The sequence below is a fragment of the Rouxiella badensis genome (genome assembly GCF_026967515.2).
GTDB lineage: Bacteria > Pseudomonadota > Gammaproteobacteria > Enterobacterales > Enterobacteriaceae > Rouxiella > Rouxiella badensis.
This window is the reverse complement of the sequence record NZ_CP114062.1, coordinates 4,986,325-5,004,491: the sequence shown is the minus strand read 5'-3', so window position 1 is coordinate 5,004,491 and position 18,167 is coordinate 4,986,325. Positions and strand designations below refer to the sequence as shown.

18 protein-coding genes are annotated in these 18,167 nt (G+C 52.9%); 8 read left to right on the top strand and 10 right to left on the bottom strand.

Annotation, left to right across the window (positions count from 1 at the left end; translation table 11 throughout):
- Positions 1-68: 68 nt before the first annotated feature.
- Positions 69-635 carry a D-glycero-beta-D-manno-heptose 1,7-bisphosphate 7-phosphatase gene (gene gmhB, locus O1V65_RS23080; protein WP_017494479.1) on the bottom strand — a complete coding sequence of 189 codons (567 nt, stop codon included), beginning with the start codon at positions 633-635 and terminating at the stop codon, positions 69-71.
- A gap of 177 nt (positions 636-812) precedes the next feature.
- On the opposite strand from gmhB, the gene metN reads away from it, so the two are divergent.
- The 6 genes from metN (at position 813) to proS (ending at position 6,635) form a co-directional block, all read left to right on the top strand.
- Positions 813-1,844, top strand: coding sequence for a methionine ABC transporter ATP-binding protein MetN (metN, locus tag O1V65_RS23075; protein WP_084913159.1), 1,032 nt, complete (start codon positions 813-815; stop codon positions 1,842-1,844).
- Entirely contained in the window at positions 1,837-2,490 is a 654-nt protein-coding gene (locus O1V65_RS23070; RefSeq protein WP_017494147.1) for a methionine ABC transporter permease MetI, read from the top strand. Before metN ends, O1V65_RS23070 begins: the two co-directional genes overlap by 8 nt.
- A gap of 71 nt (positions 2,491-2,561) precedes the next feature.
- Complete coding sequence (locus O1V65_RS23065) at positions 2,562-3,377, top strand: MetQ/NlpA family lipoprotein (RefSeq protein WP_017494146.1); 816 nt, start codon at positions 2,562-2,564, stop codon at positions 3,375-3,377.
- A 260-nt stretch (positions 3,378-3,637) separates the two neighbouring features.
- Positions 3,638-4,042 (top strand): Rcs stress response system protein RcsF, encoded by a 405-nt coding sequence (gene rcsF, locus O1V65_RS23060; protein WP_026110827.1) that lies wholly within the window; start codon positions 3,638-3,640, stop codon positions 4,040-4,042.
- Positions 4,039-4,746: a tRNA (N6-threonylcarbamoyladenosine(37)-N6)-methyltransferase TrmO gene (tsaA, locus tag O1V65_RS23055; RefSeq protein ID WP_017494144.1), complete on the top strand. Its 708-nt coding sequence runs from the start codon at positions 4,039-4,041 to the stop codon at positions 4,744-4,746. The genes rcsF and tsaA overlap by 4 nt, the downstream gene beginning before the upstream one ends.
- A gap of 170 nt (positions 4,747-4,916) precedes the next feature.
- Positions 4,917-6,635 carry a proline--tRNA ligase gene (gene proS / locus O1V65_RS23050; protein WP_017494143.1) on the top strand — a complete coding sequence of 573 codons (1,719 nt, stop codon included), beginning with the start codon at positions 4,917-4,919 and terminating at the stop codon, positions 6,633-6,635.
- Positions 6,636-6,743: 108 nt separating this feature from the next.
- On the opposite strand, the gene nlpE is transcribed toward proS, so the two are convergent.
- The 3 genes from nlpE to O1V65_RS23035 are packed head-to-tail and all read right to left on the bottom strand — an operon-like array spanning position 6,744 to position 8,452.
- On the bottom strand, positions 6,744-7,421 hold the full coding sequence (gene nlpE / locus O1V65_RS23045; RefSeq protein ID WP_269130070.1) for an envelope stress response activation lipoprotein NlpE: 678 nt from the start codon (positions 7,419-7,421) through the stop codon (positions 6,744-6,746).
- A gap of 48 nt (positions 7,422-7,469) precedes the next feature.
- Positions 7,470-7,886, bottom strand: coding sequence for an alternative ribosome rescue aminoacyl-tRNA hydrolase ArfB (arfB, locus tag O1V65_RS23040; protein ID WP_017494141.1), 417 nt, complete (start codon positions 7,884-7,886; stop codon positions 7,470-7,472).
- 2 nt (positions 7,887-7,888) lie between these two features.
- Positions 7,889-8,452: a YaeQ family protein gene (locus O1V65_RS23035; RefSeq protein ID WP_017494140.1), complete on the bottom strand. Its 564-nt coding sequence runs from the start codon at positions 8,450-8,452 to the stop codon at positions 7,889-7,891.
- A gap of 221 nt (positions 8,453-8,673) precedes the next feature.
- Between O1V65_RS23035 and O1V65_RS23030 the strand changes: the two genes are divergently transcribed.
- Together O1V65_RS23030 and rof are read left to right on the top strand one after the other, a co-directional pair.
- Complete coding sequence (locus tag O1V65_RS23030) at positions 8,674-8,871, top strand: YaeP family protein (RefSeq protein WP_017494139.1); 198 nt, start codon at positions 8,674-8,676, stop codon at positions 8,869-8,871.
- Entirely contained in the window at positions 8,861-9,121 is a 261-nt protein-coding gene (gene rof / locus O1V65_RS23025; protein ID WP_017494138.1) for a Rho-binding antiterminator, read from the top strand. The genes O1V65_RS23030 and rof overlap by 11 nt, the downstream gene beginning before the upstream one ends.
- Positions 9,122-9,211: 90 nt before the next feature.
- On the opposite strand, the gene O1V65_RS23020 is transcribed toward rof, so the two are convergent.
- The 6 genes from O1V65_RS23020 to dnaE all read right to left on the bottom strand — a co-directional run bounded on the left by O1V65_RS23020 (position 9,212) and on the right by dnaE (position 18,139).
- Positions 9,212-9,538 (bottom strand): c-type cytochrome, encoded by a 327-nt coding sequence (locus tag O1V65_RS23020; RefSeq protein WP_017494137.1) that lies wholly within the window; start codon positions 9,536-9,538, stop codon positions 9,212-9,214.
- A 45-nt stretch (positions 9,539-9,583) separates the two neighbouring features.
- Positions 9,584-10,894 (bottom strand): tRNA lysidine(34) synthetase TilS, encoded by a 1,311-nt coding sequence (gene tilS, locus O1V65_RS23015; RefSeq protein WP_269130069.1) that lies wholly within the window; start codon positions 10,892-10,894, stop codon positions 9,584-9,586.
- 23 nt (positions 10,895-10,917) lie between these two features.
- Positions 10,918-11,310: a VOC family protein gene (locus tag O1V65_RS23010; protein ID WP_017491963.1), complete on the bottom strand. Its 393-nt coding sequence runs from the start codon at positions 11,308-11,310 to the stop codon at positions 10,918-10,920.
- Entirely contained in the window at positions 11,303-13,453 is a 2,151-nt protein-coding gene (locus tag O1V65_RS23005; protein WP_017491964.1) for a lysine decarboxylase LdcC, read from the bottom strand. The genes O1V65_RS23010 and O1V65_RS23005 overlap by 8 nt, the downstream gene beginning before the upstream one ends.
- Before the next feature lie 231 nt (positions 13,454-13,684).
- Positions 13,685-14,644 carry an acetyl-CoA carboxylase carboxyl transferase subunit alpha gene (gene accA, locus O1V65_RS23000; protein ID WP_017491965.1) on the bottom strand — a complete coding sequence of 320 codons (960 nt, stop codon included), beginning with the start codon at positions 14,642-14,644 and terminating at the stop codon, positions 13,685-13,687.
- A 12-nt stretch (positions 14,645-14,656) separates the two neighbouring features.
- Positions 14,657-18,139, bottom strand: a complete 3,483-nt coding sequence (gene dnaE / locus O1V65_RS22995) for a DNA polymerase III subunit alpha (protein ID WP_084913162.1) — start codon at positions 18,137-18,139, stop codon at positions 14,657-14,659.
- Positions 18,140-18,167: the final 28 nt, after the last annotated feature.

The following is an 18,167-nucleotide window of genomic DNA, read 5'->3' as shown; positions in this document are numbered from 1 at the left end:
GGCTGGCGGGAATGGCAAGCGAATAAATACAGTTTTATTTCGTTTGCCTATTTTTCGCCCGCAACGCTCTATTTTAAGCCGTTTTTAATGGCTACAGGCAGTTGTGCCAGGCTATCGAGCACTAAATCCGCTAATTCTTCACCTTCTTGGGTGACCGGCTTACCGCTACGGACTAGAATTTTAGTGCCTACGCCCGCTTTCATTGCTGCCTGAAGGTCTTCAATTTTGTCGCCTACCATATAAGAAGCGGCCATATCGATGTTCAGCTCTTCTTTAGCAGTAATGAACATGCCGGGTTCTGGCTTACGGCAGTCACAAACCTGTTTGTACTCTTCTACTATTGCATCAGGATGGTGAGGACAGAAATAGATGCCGTCCAAATCGACGCCGCGATCGGCCAGCGACCAGTCCATCCATTCCGTGAGAGTGAAAAATTGTTCTTCGGTGAATTTTCCGCGAGCGATGCCCGACTGGTTGGTCACTAATACTAAGGCAAAGCCCATTTCCTTCAGTTTAAGGCAGGCTTCAATAGTGCCTTCAATGAACTCGAAGTCATCAATTTCATGGACGTAGCCGTGATCGACATTAAGGGTACCGTCGCGGTCTAAAAATATTGCTGGAACAGTTTGTGCCACGTATTTGCTCCTGATGGCTGGTTGACGGCGTAAGTATCGCATGTTTTAGGGGGCGGTGAGAATGCTATCTGGTTGACTTGGACGTCTAGACGCCTTAGCATCCACGCCAAGTTCTGGGATGAATTCCAGAGGGTTACTTTTTATACGTTACGGCAGTAAAGCCGATATAAGAAAAATATGATTAAACTTTCTAACATCACCAAAGTGTTCAAGCAGGGTCAGCGCAACATCACGGCGCTTTCCAACGTGAGCCTTCACGTGCCTGCAGGACAAATCTATGGCGTCATCGGTTCTTCCGGTGCCGGTAAAAGTACGCTGATTCGCTGCGTTAATCTGCTCGAACGCCCAACCGAAGGTAAAGTGCTGGTCGACGGTCAGGACCTGACTGCCTTCTCGGAGAAAGAACTGACCCGCGCGCGTCGTCAGATTGGCATGATCTTCCAACACTTTAACCTGCTGTCTTCCCGGACCGTCTTCGGTAACGTTGCCCTGCCGCTTGAGCTGGACAACCTTCCTTCCAAAGAGATTAAGCAGCGCGTTACCGAGTTGCTGACGCTGGTTGGGCTGGAAGATAAGCAGGACGCCTACCCTGCCAACCTGTCCGGCGGGCAGAAGCAACGTGTAGCTATTGCCCGTGCCCTGGCAAGCAACCCCAAAGTCTTGCTGTGCGACGAGGCCACCAGCGCTCTGGACCCGGCCACTACCCGCTCTATCCTCGAGCTGTTGAAAGACATTAACCGTCGCCTGGGGCTGACCATTTTGCTCATCACTCACGAGATGGACGTGGTGAAACGTATCTGCGATCAGGTTGCGGTGATAAGCAACGGTCAGTTGATTGAGCAGGACAAGGTGAGCGAAATGTTCTCGCATCCGAAAACTCCGCTGGCACAGCAGTTTATTCAGTCAACGCTGCACCTGGATATTCCAGACGACTATGCGCTGCGCATGAAACCCGAGCACAGCGAAGGAAGTGTTCCTTTATTGCGTCTGGAATTTACCGGTCAATCGGTCGATGCGCCGCTGCTCTCTCATGCGGTTCGCAAATTTAACATCAATAACAACATTATTAGCGCGCAGATGGATTACGCCGGTGGCGTGAAGTTCGGCATCATGCTGACCGAGATGCACGGCAGCGTTGAAGATACACAGGCAGCGATTGAATTCCTGCACCAGAATCAAGTTAAGGTAGAGGTATTGGGTTATGTCTGAGGCAATGATGTGGTTACTTGGCCAGGGTGTTTGGCAGACCGTCATAATGACCCTGACTTCCGGCTTCTTTGGTTTCGTGCTGGGTCTGCCGATCGGTGTACTGCTGTACGTTACCCGTCCTGGCCAGATTGCTGAGAATAAAAAGCTGTACCGCGTGATGTCGGCACTGGTCAACATCTTCCGTTCGATTCCTTTCATTATCCTGCTGGTTTGGATGATTCCATTCACCCGCATTATCGTGGGCACCTCGATTGGTCTGCAGGCCGCTATCGTGCCATTGACCGTGGGTGCAGCGCCGTTTATCGCCCGCATGGTTGAGAACGCAATGCTTGAGATCCCAAGCGGTCTGGTCGAAGCGGCCCGCGCAATGGGTGCAACGCCGATGCAAATCATCCGTAAAATCCTGCTGCCAGAAGCTATGCCGGGCCTGGTTAACGCGGCGACCATCACGCTGATTACGCTGGTAGGTTATTCAGCGATGGGCGGTGCGGTGGGTGCTGGCGGTTTGGGTCAGATTGGTTATCAGTACGGTTATATTGGTTACGACGCCACGGTAATGAATACTGTATTAGTATTACTGGTTGTATTGGTGTACCTAATCCAACTCTGTGGTGACCGCATTGCAAAAGCGGTTACTCATAAGTAAAGAAAAAACGGCGGCAGGGCTTCACGCCGCCCATAATTAATCTCGATATAAAAATGTATAGAGGATAGGACATGTCCATTAAATTTAAATCTCTTGCAGTTGCGGGTGTACTTCTGGGATCGCTGGCCCTTGCAGGCTGTGGCCCGAAGAAAGAAGATCCTAATCACATCAAGGTAGGCGTTATCGTCGGTGCAGAACAGCAGGTTGCTGAAGTTGCCGCGAAGGTTGCCAAAGAGAAATACGGTCTGGACGTAGAGCTGGTGACCTTTAACGACTACGTTCTGCCAAACGAAGCGCTGAGCAAAGGCGATATCGACGTCAACGCCTTCCAGCACAAGCCATACCTGGATCAACAAATTAAGGATCGCGGCTACAAGCTGGTTCCGGTCGGTAATACCTTCGTGTATCCGATTGCTGGCTACTCCAAGAAAATCAAATCCATTAACGATCTGAAAGACGGTGACCAAATTGCGCTGCCTAACGACCCGACTAACCTGGGCCGTTCACTGCTGCTGCTGCAGAAAGTGGGTCTGATCAAACTGAAAGACGGCGTGGGTCTGTTGCCAACCGTTCTGGACGTCACCGAGAATCCAAAAAATCTGAAACTGGTTGAACTGGAAGCGCCACAGCTGCCGCGTTCACTGGATGACAACAAAATTGCGCTGGCGGTGATCAATACCACCTATGCAAGCCAGATTGGCCTGACGCCAGAGAAAGACGGCATCTTCGTCGAAGACAAAGATTCACCTTACGTGAACCTGATTGTCGCGCGTGAAGATAATAAAGATGCTGAAAACGTGCAGAAGTTTGTTAAAGCCTACGAGTCTGACGAAGTATACCAGGCTGCTAACAAAGTCTTTAACGGCGGTGCGGTAAAAGGCTGGTAATTACCGGTTAACGTCATAAATATATTCATAGTTACATAATATATTCCTAAGGCGGGCTTATGCCCGCCTTGTTATTTCCTCAATACCTTGCTTCAATAACGCCTCTTTCTTTCACTATAAATATACCCAACAGCATTTAAAATGCGCTAGATGACAACCCTGCGACTCCCTGAGCGTTTATATAACCAATAACAGGGCGCGAAAGGAAATCAAAGCCAGAGCATTTTGATCGATTCAGGGTATGGAGCAGAGGATATATCATGCGCGCTTTACCTCTCTGTTTGTTAGCCCTTTTGCTAGCTGGATGTTCCGCGACTCACAGAACGCAGCCTGTTTTTAATGAACACCCGTATGTAGAGCAGTCAAAACCCGTCAAACCTAAGCCAGCACCCCGACCGGTGGCAGTGAAACTGTATAAAAACGCCGAGGCTCTGGTAGGTACGCCATTCCGCGATCTGGGTGAAGTGACCGGTACGTCTTGCCAGATAACGCGCCACGAAGCAGCGCCGAGCCTATCGACCGCGCGCAGAAAAATGCTGAATCACGCCTCCTCCATGAAGGCCAACGCCGTTCTGCTGCACCAGTGCCAGGTTGTCGCCGACACCGCAGGCTGTCATCGTCAGGCAATATGCCAAGGCTCCGCGCTCGACGTCAGCTTTAAATGACAGCATTTACCTTCAATGAAATAGGGAGAATTCACTCTCCCTATAAAGAAAAGTTTGCCGTACCTCGTCAACCCGGGCTGGTGCAAGACGGCGGTGGCGAGCTGCATCTGTTCCCGCCTTATAATCAGCCCGAGGCCGTGCGCGGACTGGAAGAGTTTAGCCATCTCTGGGTAATGTTTATATTCCACCAAACGATGGAAGGCGGATGGCGTCCTACCGTGCGCCCTCCTCGTCTGGGTGGCAATGCTCGCGTTGGCGTCTTCGCGACCCGTTCTACCTTCAGGCCTAACCCGCTCGGGATGTCGCTGGTCGAGCTGAAAGGCATCCGCTGTCAGGGTAAAGAGGTCATTCTGGAGCTGGGGAGTCTCGATTTGGTTGACGGCACGCCGGTGGTGGATATCAAACCCTATCTTCCCTTCGCCGAAAGTCAACCACAGGCCCTCGCAGGGTTTGCCCAGAACGCCCCCGAAGCCAACATGCCGGTGACTTTCTCAACGCTGGCAGAGACCCAATTGGCGGCGAATCTGACCCGCTATCCGCATCTGCGTCGTTTTATTACTCAGGTACTAGGCCAGGACCCGCGCCCCGCTTACCGTAAAGGTGAAGAGTTAGAGCGCGACTATGCCGTTCGACTGTTGGATTTTAACGTGAGATGGCGCGTAGTTGCCGATCAAAATCAGGTAATCTCGCTCGACCAGCACTAAAATTCGGTGGTTCTCTTTTGACTCTCGTCGGCGACTGGTAAACTAGCTGACCGCAGGCTATTTCTGGGGTCATGATAGCGGCGGTTGACGACCGATTATTCGAATACTTTCACGTTCTGGCAGGCACCCGGCCTGCGGACGATTTGCAGTGCTAACGGAACCAACACATCATGCGTACAACACAATATCTGCTCTCCACTCTGAAGGAGACGCCAGCCGACGCCGAAGTCATCAGCCACCAGCTGATGCTGCGCGCGGGAATGATCCGCAAACTGGCCTCAGGTCTTTATACCTGGCTGCCAACCGGTCTGCGTGTGCTTAAGAAAGTCGAAAACATCGTGCGCGAAGAGATGAACAACGCTTGCGCTATCGAAGTCTCCATGCCCGTCGTGCAACCCGCCGACCTGTGGCAGGAGAGCGGACGTTGGGAACAGTACGGTCCCGAGTTGCTGCGTTTTGTCGATCGCGGCGATCGCGCATTTGTACTCGGCCCTACGCATGAAGAAGTCATCACTGACCTGATGCGCAATGAAATCAGCTCCTACAAGCAGCTGCCGCTGAATCTTTTCCAGATCCAGACCAAGTTCCGCGACGAAGTACGTCCGCGTTTCGGTGTGATGCGTTCTCGTGAATTCATCATGAAAGACGCCTACTCTTTCCACACCAGTCAGGAATCCCTGCAGGAAGGCTATGACGCAATGTACGAAGCCTACAGCAAAATCTTCACCCGCATGGGTCTGGATTTCCGTGCTGTAGAAGCTGACACCGGTTCTATCGGCGGTAACGCGTCTCACGAATTCCAGGTGCTGGCAGAGAGCGGTGAAGATGACGTGATTTTCTCTACCGAGTCTGACTACGCGGCCAACATCGAGAAAGCCGAAGCAGTAGCGCCGACCACACCACGTGGCGCCCCGACTGAAGAAATGCGTCTGATCGACACGCCGAATGCCAAAACTATCGCCGAGCTGGTTGAGCAATTCCAACTGCCAATCGAGAAGACCGTTAAGACATTGATGGTTCGCGCCACCGATGGTAGCGCACATCCGCTGGTTGCCCTACTGGTTCGCGGTGACCACGAGCTGAACGAAATCAAGGCCGAGAAACTGCCACAGGTTGCTTCTCCGCTGACCTTTGCCACCGAAGCAGAAATTCGTGCGCTGGTTAACGCAGGTCCAGGCTCGCTGGGTCCGGTTCACCTGCCGCTGCCAATCGTGATTGACCGCACCGTTGCGGTAATGAGCGATTTCAGCGCCGGTGCCAACATCGACGGTAAACATTACCTGGGCGTTAACTGGGAACGTGACCTGCCGCTGCCGGAAGTGGCTGACCTGCGTAACGTAGTTGAAGGCGATCCAAGCCCGGACGGCAAAGGTACCCTGCTTATCAAGCGCGGTATCGAAGTTGGCCACATCTTCCAGCTGGGTACCAAGTACTCTGAAGCGTTGAAAGCGACCGTTCAAGGTGAAGACGGCAAGAACCAGGTTGTGACCATGGGCTGTTACGGTATCGGTGTGACCCGCGTGGTTGCAGCGGCTATCGAGCAGAACCACGACGGTCGCGGCATCATCTGGCCAGACGCGATTGCCCCTTTCCAGGTGGCTATCCTGCCAATGAACATGAGCAAGTCTTTCCGCGTGAAGGACGCCGCCGAAGCGCTGTACAACACCCTGCGTGCCAAAGGCGTTGACGTTATTCTCGACGACCGTAAAGAGCGTCCGGGCGTGATGTTCGCCGACATGGAACTGATCGGCGTGCCGCATCAGGTTGTTATCGGCGAACGTAACCTTGACGCTGAAGAGCTAGAATATAAAAACCGCCGCAGCGGTGAAAAGCAGATGATTAAAATCAACGACATCGTTGATTACCTGCTGAGCCAGATCCCACGCTAAAAGCGCGGCGGGTACACCTTTAGGTTGCCCGCTGTGCCATCAATAACAAAACGCCCGCCGGTGCTCATTGCAACGGCGGGCGTTTTTTATCGGGTCATCTCACCACGATTACTGGCATTGCCTGTTGGCATCCAGGCTGATATTGCTGTCGGCCACCAGCAGTTTATGCCCTTTGCCTTCATCCCCGCCCGGCTCAACCTGGAAATGTCCGTCCATCGAGACAAACACCAGTTGGTCAGGACTGTGACGCGCATCCATGTAGGCCTTTTGCAGACTGCTGCTGGTCGCCATCGGGATGACTTTACCGGTCGCGCAGTCGGTAAAGACCACGTTATTGGCGTCGTAACGTACCATTCCGCTCAACGGCATCGGCGTTTGCGGCATATGCTGTTCGGCCGGCTTAAGCTGATACTTGAGGGTAGAATGTATGACTTCGCCGTGGGTATCGAGCATCTCAAGGTTATCTCCCACCGGGCGGAAATAACGTTTCTCGCCGTTGGCCTCGGTCAGAACCAGCTTATCCGCGGTTCGGGCCCATTTGCCGTACTGGGCGAAGGCCTTATTGTCCTTCGGCTTGACCTCATAGATTTCGCGTAGAATATAGGTCCCGTCCTGCTGCAAGAACAGCGAGGTCTCGATCCCGTCACAGTCTGCGCACGGCAGCACGCCCTTATAGCTCTGCTGCATGGCCTCAAAAGGTTGTTCTTGTGCAAAAATCTTGTTGTGACATCCGAATAGCGATAACAGGCTGAAGGTCAGCCCCATAGCAATCATTATTTTTTTCACAGTTTTCTCCCACTGCGTTTTATCTTCACTCGGCCTCGACGTTTCTCATCAGGTCGAGCGGATTTTTCCTCTCAATGCTTTTGTAGCGCCTTTGCGTACTTTACTTTCAACCCGACGAATCTTGGAACCCCGCGTTGGTTTGGTTGCACGGCGTGGCTTTTCAACCACCATGGCCTGCTCGATTAATGAAGCCAGGCGCGCCAATGCGGCTTCGCGATTAAGTTCCTGGCTGCGATATTCCTGCGCTTTAATGACGACAACACCTTCGGCAGTAATTAAATGATGCTTAAACGCCAACAAACGTTGCTGATAATATTCGGGCAGGCTTGAGGCTTTAATATCGAAACGCAGGTGAATAGCGGTAGAGGTTTTATTAACGTTCTGCCCTCCCGCGCCCTGCGCGCGAATGGCCGTCAGTTCAATCTCGCTGTCGGGAATCTCGAGCCTGCCGGAGAGTATCAACACCCTTAAAGTTCCGCCTGTTTCCAGCCGCCGTCCAGCCACTCGTGGAAATGAATCTCCACGTTATTCTGGGCGTCAGATAACCAGATAGCACCGTCTTGTAACGTTGCCTGCAATACCATGCCACGCTGACCAAAAGAGACCAACTGGGTCAGTAATTCATCATCAATATAGCGCACGCTCAGGTTCGAGTATTGGCTAACTTTGTTCTGAACCTGCGACCACCAGACCTTGGCAGCACGCTCACCATACGCATAAAGCACGACGTTGCGCGACTGATTGCACGCCTTTTTCAGACGCTTCTCATCGGGCAAGCCCAATTCTACCCACAGCTCGATGCCGTTATGGTCATTTTTCAGCCAGATTTCCGGCTCATCTTCTGCGCTGAGTCCGCGCGTAAAGGTCAAACGTTCGTTGGCGTGGCAAATCCAGGCGAGTAAACGCAGCATCATGCGCTGCTCGGTTTCAGAGGGATGCTGTGCCAGCGTAAGATTGGCATCGTAGAAAAAATTACGATCCATATCGGCAATATTGACTGCGGCTTTATAAATTGTTGCTTTTAACGCCATGGTAAACCTCTAAGTAATGGACGCACATTGTACTTGATATCGACACAAGATAAAGCTTGGACCTGTGCTGATAACTACAGCGTCTCTGTGCTATAGTCGTTTAATAACGGAAGTTTATATTTCCCTGGCTGAAAGGATTTGGCTTATCGAGGGAAGCAGAAAGGAGCTTATTCGAAAAGATTCGTAAAGAGCCATTTCGAACAAGCTCTAAAGGAGGACCTATGCAACAATACTCTGAATTAGTACGCCAAAAATATTCCGAGATAGGCAGTGGCTGTCTTGGTTATGTGCCCGATGCGTTGGGCTGTGTGCTAAAGGCATTAGACGATGTGGCGGCCAACGCCGAACTTCCGTCTTCCGTTCGAGAACAGGCGGCTTATGCCGCCGCTAACTTACTGGTGAGCGATTATGTCGATTAATGATGAGTACCAACCCATCAATTGCGATGACTACGATAATCTCGAGCTTGCCTGTCAGGATCATCTGGTTCTGACGCTAAAGATGCGCAGCGGAGAGCTTGTCGAGGCTAAAGCCAAAGATTTGTTGATGCGAAAAAAAGTGGAATATCTGATTGTTGACTCGGGTGGACAACAGTTGGAACTGCGGCTTGACCATATCGAGAGCTTCAGTAATCCAAAAATTGGCACAGTCGTTGTCAGCGCAGAGTAGTCGCAAGTAAAGAGCAAGACTTTGCCCTACAGGGCCAAGCCAAAACGTTAACGGGCAATCTCAAGGTTGCCCGTTTTTTATGGTCTGATATCAGGGTTTTTGGCTGGCGTAGAAGGCCGACAAATCGCTGATATCCTGATCGGAAAGCCCCGCAGTAAACGCCTGCATTACCCCCGCCTGCCCGCCGGTTCGTCCGCCATTTTTATAGCCATGAAGCGCAAGCGCGAGATAGGCCTCATTTTGTCCGGCAAGATTAGGATAAAGCGCGTTGCTGGCCTTACCGGTTGCCCCATGACAAGCGGCACAGCTTGCCGACTTAGCCTGACCGTCAGCAATATTTCCGTCAGCCAGCGCAGGCAGACTCAGGCTCGCCCACGCCAGAGCGGCGCTCAACGCGCCTTTAGTTAACCAATGCATCATTGCTCCCAAACCGGTTCACCCCGGCGGTAATGTTAAGTCTTGTTATTTTTGCCAAAGCAGCGACCAGACAGCCTCTTGCGGACCTGTGGTCAATGCATCATGGGTAATAAATAGCCCCGCCGCAGCGATCGGCCGTTCGTTATAAAACACTAAAGGAATGCGGTTACGTTCCCAGGGTGGGACGTCGAGCTCCTGCCACAGTTTTTTCATCTGCCGCGAACGGTCGCGGCCCACTTTATGCACCTCGCCACGGGCATAGAACCTTATGCTCATCGTCTCATCGTCACGCGGCTTGCGTATCGAAAGACCTTCATCCGTTTGGGACGCGAACGTCAAATGACCGAGATTGTCCGGAAGATTGAGTATGCCCTCTCCGGTCCAGGGAATGACCGTTTGTTTCAACGCCTGCATCGGTGGCAGCCAGTAAAGTCGCTGGCGAAAACGCCGCAGGCTGAAGGCACCGAGGCGCATCTGAGGTTCAGCGTCTGCGCGGCTGACCGCCACTTCGTCCCACATTCGCTGTAGCTGTTCACGTGAGGGCATTTTAGCGCCGCATCCCGCCAGCCATCGACGGAGCAACGCAAAGCGTCGGGACTCAGAGAGTGGCTCTAATCCGCTGACCGACAGGCTGCCCTGCGCATCAGTCAGACTATCTAAGTCTTCCTGTAACAACTCATCGAGCAAAGACTCCTGCTCTGCGCAGAGGCCAGCGCTGCGTGCCGTAGCGGCAGCAAAATGCGGCCAGCGCTGATACAGCAGCGGCAGCACTTCCAGGCGCAAAAAGTTGCGATCGAAACGCGTGTCCTGATTACTGTCATCGTCTATCCAGCTCAGCTGATGCTGGCCAGCATAGGCCTCCAGCGCCTCGCGGGGGAGCGAAAGCAGAGGCCTTAGCAGTGGAAAACCGCCGACCTTCGCGCGTTCCCCCATCGACGACAGCCCGGCGGGTCCGCTGCCACGCTTGAGTGCCAGTATAAAGGTTTCGCACTGGTCATTGAGATGCTGTGCCGTCAGTAAGGTCTCGCCGCTGTGAAGATTTTGCGTCAGTGCCTGGTAACGCGCATTGCGCGCCGCGGCTTCTATTCCCCCCTGACTGGCATCCACCGTCACAAACAGCGGTAAAAACTCGACCTGCCAGCGCTGGCAATGAGCCTGACAGCTCGCGGTCCACCGGTTAGCAAAGGCGCTCAGCCCGTGATTAACGTGTATAGCCCGCAGCTGTAGGTCAGGCAGAATACTGGCCCGCAGCTGTACCAACGCGTGCAGAAGCACCGTCGAGTCGAGCCCGCCGCTGAATGCCACGCACAGGCGACGCCTGTCTCCCAGCTGTTTGACCAGATGTTCAGGCAGCATGGCTGGCCGCGCTGTAGGCAAACTTAATCGATTTCATAAAGTTCTAAAGGCAGATTATCGGGATCGGCGAAGAAGGTGAATTTCTTGCCGGTGTGCTCATCGATACGCACCGGTTCACAGGCTACGCCCGCCGCCAGAAGATGCGCGACAGACTGCTCAATATTTTCCACGCTAAACGCCAGATGACGCAGGCCACAGGCCTCGGGGCGACTCACGCGCGCTGGCGGCGAAGGAAAGCTGAACAGTTCAATTTGATAGTGCCCGTCGATGGCTAGATTGGCCATCCATGAGTCACGCGCCTCGCGATAAACCTCGGAAAGCAGCGTTAAGCCGAGTACCTCACAGTAAAACTTTTTGCTGACCTCATAATCGCTGGCAATAATCGCGATGTGATGGATCCGGCGTAAATTAAGCATCGAGCACCTCTTGTTTAAGTACCTTAACGAGATATTTTCCCTCTTCGGTCAGCTTCGCGCCGTGGATATCGGTCTCGAAGCCCGGGAAATGCTCACCTATAGAACACAGCATCAGCAGGAAATCCAACACCGCGCGGCTTTCCGTCGTAATCATCTCGCCCGGCATGACCACCGGTACCCCCGGTGGATAAGGTAGGATCATATTGGCCGACACCTTACCCACCAGCTGTTCGAGTTCACACTCTTCAATATTGCCTCGTACCTGATGCTGGAACATCTCGTAAGGCGTCATTTTCATCTCCGGCAGCACGTCAAAAGCCTTGAGCATCAGCGTAGGAAGATCGTGTTCGACGATCAGCTTGTGGATCCCCTGAGCAAGATCCTGAATGCGCATATGACGGTAAAAATCAGGATCTTCGGCATAAAGATCCGGCAGCATATTCTTCACCCGCAGATTGAGATCGTAAGCGCGTTTGAAGTCGGTGAGACCTCGCATCAGGCTCATCGACTTGGTTTTATCGATGCCGATGCTAAACAGGAACAGCAAATTATAAGGACCTGTCTTCTCCACCACCACGCCGCGCTCATCGAGGTATTTAGCCACCAACGCGGCGGGAATGCCTTCTGCCTCTAGCTTGCCGGTTTCGTCCATCCCCGGCGTGAGGATGGTGACCTTGATAGGGTCGAGATACATATGGTCCGGGTCAGCGTTGGCGAAACCGTGCCAGTTGTTATCCGGATTAAGCGGCCAGCATTCAGCCTCGTCAATCCCTTCCGGCTGCCAGATATCATAGAACCAGCCGTCCATTTCTTCACGCAGGCGCTGAATTTCTTTACGGAAATAGAGCGCCCTTTCCACTGACCGATTGATCAAACGACGGCCCGGGTTGCCTCGCAGCATCGCCGCTGCGGTTTCGGCAGAGGCCACAATTCCATAGTTTGGCGACGTGGTCGTGTGCATCATGTAGGCTTCATTAAAGGTATTTTCGTTATAATCCCCTTTGATGTGAATCATCGAAGCCTGGGAAAACGCCGCCAGCAGCTTGTGGGTCGACTGCGTTTCATAGATGACTTTCCCCGTGATTCGATCGCCGCTCATGCCGCTTTTACCCGCATAGATCGGGTGGAAATTGGTGTAAGGCACCCAGGCGGAATCAAAGTGGATAGAGGCCACGTCGAGCGTCTGCTTGATAAAATCGGTGTTATAGAGCAGGCCATCATAGGTTGAGTTGGTGATGACCGCGTGCACCGGCCAGGTGGCATTTTCGGTCTGCGCCACCTTCTGCTCAATGCTCTCACGGGTGAACTCTCGCTGGGGAATACCGCCCAAAATTCCGTAGGCATTGCGCAGCGGGCGCAGATAGATTGGGATGATATTGGTCATCATCATCAGGTGTGCCAGTGACTTATGGCAGTTGCGGTCTATCAGCACCGTGCTGCCCGCTGGCGCAGAGTACATGCCGACAATCTTGTTGGCGGTCGATGTACCGTTGGTGACGATATAGCTCTGCTCGGCGCCGAAGGTGCGGGCGATATACTCTTCGGCCTCGAGATGTGGGCCGGTGTGGTCGAGCAGAGAACCCAGTTCGGTGACCGAGATAGAGACGTCCGCCTTCAGCGTTTTAGCACCAAAGAAGTCATAAAACAGCGTGCCGACCGGACTTTTTAGAAATGCAGTCCCTGCCATATGGCCAGGAGTACAGAAAGTATATTTCCCTTCCTCGACGTAATTAAACAGTGCCTTGGTCAGCGGAGGGGTAATCTGGTCAATATACTCATCGGTATACTGTCGAATGCGTTTAGCAATATCGTCTGCGGCATTGAGCGCGTACTCGAAGAAGTACAGCACCATGCGCATGTCGTGTACGCTAACGTCCATCGTGGAGTGGGTATTGATAAACGCATAGAGCGGAAGATACTCATTCAGCTCGTTAATTTCTGAACACAGCGCTGAACTGTGCAAATCCCAATCGAAAATAACGCCACAGATACGCGCATTGCTTTCAATAAGCTTGAGCAAATCGGCTCTGTCGCGCGGGTAAATCGTCTTGAAGCCCAACTCGTTCAGGGCAGCATCCAGTTCACGGATGGGCTCATCTTTATAGTAAACCCCTTCCGGGCGCATGATGGCGAGAATATTCATCTGACAAATCCTTCTGGTTTCCTAAAAGACAGGTTATAGACCCTAACACCTCGAGACAATAAAAAAGGGCAGTCCTAAGACTGCCCTTTAAATTTTAATTGCCTGGCAAATATCCACAGTATCCGTGATGTAAGTCGGCGGCAACGTCACGAATCCCCAGAAACTTACCTGAGTAAGTGACTGGGGTGAGCAGACGCAGCCAATCCCCTACATCGCGAAGACTGAAGGATATTAGCAGTAGCCGTAAGTCATCAGTCGCTGATAACGACGGTCACGCAGTTCTTCGGTGTTCAACGCGTCGAGTTCTCTGAGGTCAGCTTCCAACTGAGCACGCAGTGATGCGGCCATAGCAGGAACGTCACGATGCGCGCCACCCAGTGGTTCAGGGATCACGGAGTCGATCAGCTTCAGCTCTTTCAAACGTGAAGCGATGATGCCCATAGCTTCCGCTGCCAGCGGCGCCTTGTCTGCGCTCTTCCACAGAATTGACGCACAGCCTTCTGGTGAAATCACCGAGTAGGTGCTGTATTGCAGCATGTTGACTTTGTCACCGACGCCGATAGCCAATGCACCACCTGAACCGCCTTCACCGATAACGGTACAGATAACCGGTACGTTGAGACGGGACATTTCGCGCAGGTTACGAGCGATAGCTTCGGACTGACCACGTTCTTCAGCACCAACGCCTGGGTAAGCACCCGGGGTGTCGATGAAGGTGATGATAGGCAGTTTGAAGCGTTCGGCCATTTCCATCAGACGCAGCGCCTTGCGATAGCCTTCTGGAGCTGGCATACCGAAGTTACGACGGATCTTCTCTTTGGTTTCACGACCTTTTTGATGACCAATGATCATCACGGCACGCTCACCCAAACGTGCAATCCCACCTACGATAGCTTTATCGTCGGCAAACGCGCGATCGCCCGCAAGTTCATCAAAATCAGTAAAGATGTGCTTGATGTAGTCAAGAGTGTAAGGACGACGCGGATGGCGAGCCAACTGCGCAATCTGCCAGGCACCCAAATCTGAGAAAATTTTACGAGTCAGTTCGACGCTTTTCTCGCGAAGGCGCCCCACTTCTTCGTCCAGATTAATATCTAATTTTTCGTCTTGACGACTGACTGCAGTCAGCGAGTCAATTTTCGCTTCCAGCTCCGCAATCGGCTGTTCAAAATCAAGAAAATTCAGACTCATAGCATTCCTATTTTAGTCAAATTCCAGTTCAACCTGTTCAGTACCTACCAGAGAACGTAAATCAAGCAACAGACGATCGGTTGGCGTAACACGCCATGTTGCACCAAATCTGAGCCGTGCCCGAGCGTTTTCTCGTTGATAATACAGATGAACTGGTATCGTCCCCGATCGATGAGGTTCCAACGATTCGCGCAGACGGTTCAAAAGCTGGTCATCAATTTGCCTGTCAGTCAGCGATATAGCAAGACCACGAGCGTATTTTTCACGCGCTTCACTGATGTCCATTAAATCACGGGCCATCATTTTAAGCCCGCCGTTGAAGTCATCAAAGCTGACCTGTCCCGTCGCTATCAGGATACGGTCTTTTTCCAACAAATGCTGAAATTTTTCCAAGGCTTCGGTAAACAACATCACTTCAAGACGGCCTGACCGGTCGTCCAACGTACAAATGCCAATGCGGTTACCCCGCTTGGTCATCATCACCTTCGCAGCCACAACCAAACCGACTGCGATGGTCATTTTTCCCCGTTCTGTCGGGTGCATATCTTTCAGGCGCTGGCCACCGCCATAACGCTCGATTTCTTTCAGGTACTGGGTGATCGGATGTCCGGTCAGATACAGTCCCAGAGTCTCGCGTTCACCGTCCAATACCTTTTGTTCTTGCCAGGGCGTAACACTGGCATAAGACTTCTCGACCTGCTCCGGCTCTTCAGCCAGTACGCCGAACATGTCAGCCTGACCGATAGCCTCGGCCTTGGCGTGTTGATCTGCGGCCTTCAGCGCATCGCCCAAAGAGTGCATCAATGCGGCGCGGTGCGGTCCGAGACGGTCAAACGCCCCGGACATGATCAGTTTCTCTAAAATGCGGCGATTGAGCTTTTTAGTGTCCGAACGCGCACAGAGATCAAACAGCTCTTTAAAATAGCCGCCCTGATTGCGAGCTTCAATGATAGCTTCAATTGGCCCTTCACCCACGCCTTTGATAGCGCCGATGCCGTAAACAATTTCCCCGTCGTCGTTGACGTGGAAGTGGTAGAGGCCGCTGTTGATGTCCGGAGGCAGAATTTTAAGCCCCATTCGCCAACATTCGTCGACTAACCCCACCACTTTATCGGTGTTATCCATATCGGCCGTCATTACCGCCGCCATGAATTCTGCCGGATAGTGCGCTTTTAACCACAGCGTCTGATACGAGACCAGGGCATAGGCAGCGGAGTGCGATTTGTTAAATCCATAACCAGCAAATTTCTCTACCAGATCGAAGATTTTCACCGCCAGTTCGCCGTCGATACCGCGTGATTTAGCGCCGTCTTCAAAACCGCCGCGCTGCTTGGCCATCTCGACCGGATTTTTTTTACCCATCGCACGACGCAGCATGTCTGCACCGCCGAGCGAGTAACCGGCCAGCACCTGGGCAATCTGCATCACCTGTTCCTGATACAAGATGATGCCATAGGTCGGCTCAAGTACCGGCTTCAGGGATTCGTGCTGCCACTGAATGTCCGGGTAAGACAGCTCTTCGCGCCCGTGTTTACGGTCGATAAAGTTGTCTACCATGCCCGACTGCAGCGGGCCGGGACGGAACAGTGCCACCAGGGCAATCATGTCTTCAAAGCTGTCGGGCTTCAGACGCTTGATAAGGTCCTTCATACCGCGGGATTCGAGCTGGAAAACCGCGGTAGTTTCCGAGCGTTGCAGCATGTCGAAACTTTTCTTATCGTCTAACGGAATCGCTGCAATATCAAGAGGTTCAAGACCTGTTTTTGCACGACGCGCGTTGATCATATTCAACGCCCAGTCGATGATAGTCAGCGTTCGCAGCCCAAGGAAGTCAAATTTCACCAGCCCGGCATATTCCACGTCATTCTTGTCGAACTGAGTAACCGGGTTGTTGCCCTCTGCGTCGCAGTACAGCGGCGCAAAATCAGTGATCTTGGTCGGGGCGATAACGACACCGCCGGCGTGTTTACCGGCATTACGCGTCACACCTTCGAGCTTGCGCGCCATGTCGATCAGGGCTTTGACTTCTTCGTCGGCCTCATAAATCTCAGGCAGCTGTGGCTCTGCTGCGAAGGCTTTCTCGAGCGTCATGCCCGGATCCGGCGGTACCAGTTTTGAAATACGATCCACAAAACCGTATGGATGACCCAGTACACGGCCTACGTCGCGGATTACCGCTTTGGCCGCCATGGTACCGAAGGTGATTATCTGTGATACCGCTTCACGTCCGTACATTTCGGCAACGTGTTCGATCACCAGATCGCGTTTTTCCATGCAGAAGTCGACGTCAAAGTCAGGCATCGAAACACGCTCAGGGTTCAGGAAGCGTTCGAACAGCAGGTCAAATTCCAGCGGATCGAGGTCGGTGATTTTCAGCGCATACGCGACCAGTGAACCTGCACCGGAACCACGGCCAGGACCCACCGGCACGCCGTTATCCTTGGACCACTGGATGAACTCCATCACTATCAGGAAGTAGCCCGGGAAGCCCATCTGGTTGATTACGCGCAGCTCGACGTCGAGACGCTCGTCATACTCCGGGCGACGCTCGGCTCTCACCGCCGGATCAGGGAACAGGAACTCGAGACGCTCCTCGAGCCCTTTTTTCGAGCACACTACCAGGAAGTCTTCCGTCGACATATCCCCGGTCGGGAACTGCGGCAGGAAGTATTCGCCTAGGCGAATGGTAACGTTACAGCGTTTCGCAATCTCGACGCTGTTCTGCAACGCCTCGGGGATGTCGGCAAACAGCTCGCACATCTCTTCTTCGCTGCGCATATACTGCTGCGCGGTGTAATTCCTGGGACGCTTAGGATCATCAAGGGTGAAACCGTCGTGGATAGCCACGCGAATTTCATGCGCGTCGAAGTCGCTCTCTACCAGAAAACGTACGTCATTAGTGGCAACCACCGGCAAGCCGGTCTCGCCCGCCAGCGCGACTGCGGCGTGAAGATAGTTTTCTTCATCAGGACGGCCGGTGCGGATCAGCTCGAGATAGTAGCGATTTGGGAAGTATTGCTGATAAAACTCAACGCATTGCTCAACCTGCGGTTGATTAGAACGGCTCAGGAATTTGCCGATATCGCCGTGACGCGCGCCAGAAAGCAGCAGCAGGCCTTCGTTAAGCTCTGCCAGCCATTCACGCTCGATAATCGGACCTGCCGCGCCATAGCCGCGCTGGTAAGCTCTGGAAATCAGCAGCGTCAGGTTTTGGTAGCCTTGATTGTTCATCGCCAACACGGTGAGCTGGGCTAACTCATCGCCCAGCATGTCGCTGTGTACGTTAAAATCGGCGCCAATCAGCGGCTTAATCCCGGCGCCGTGCGCCGAGCCATAAAATTTCACCAGCCCGCAGAGGTTGGTGAAATCGGTGATACCCAGCGCAGGCATGCCGAGAGCAGCCGCTCGTTTCACCAACGGGCCAACCTTGGCTAATCCATCAACCATGGAATAGTCACTGTGCACGCGCAGATGAATAAAACGAGGTTCGGCCATATTCAGTTACCAGAAATCTAAGAGTTGC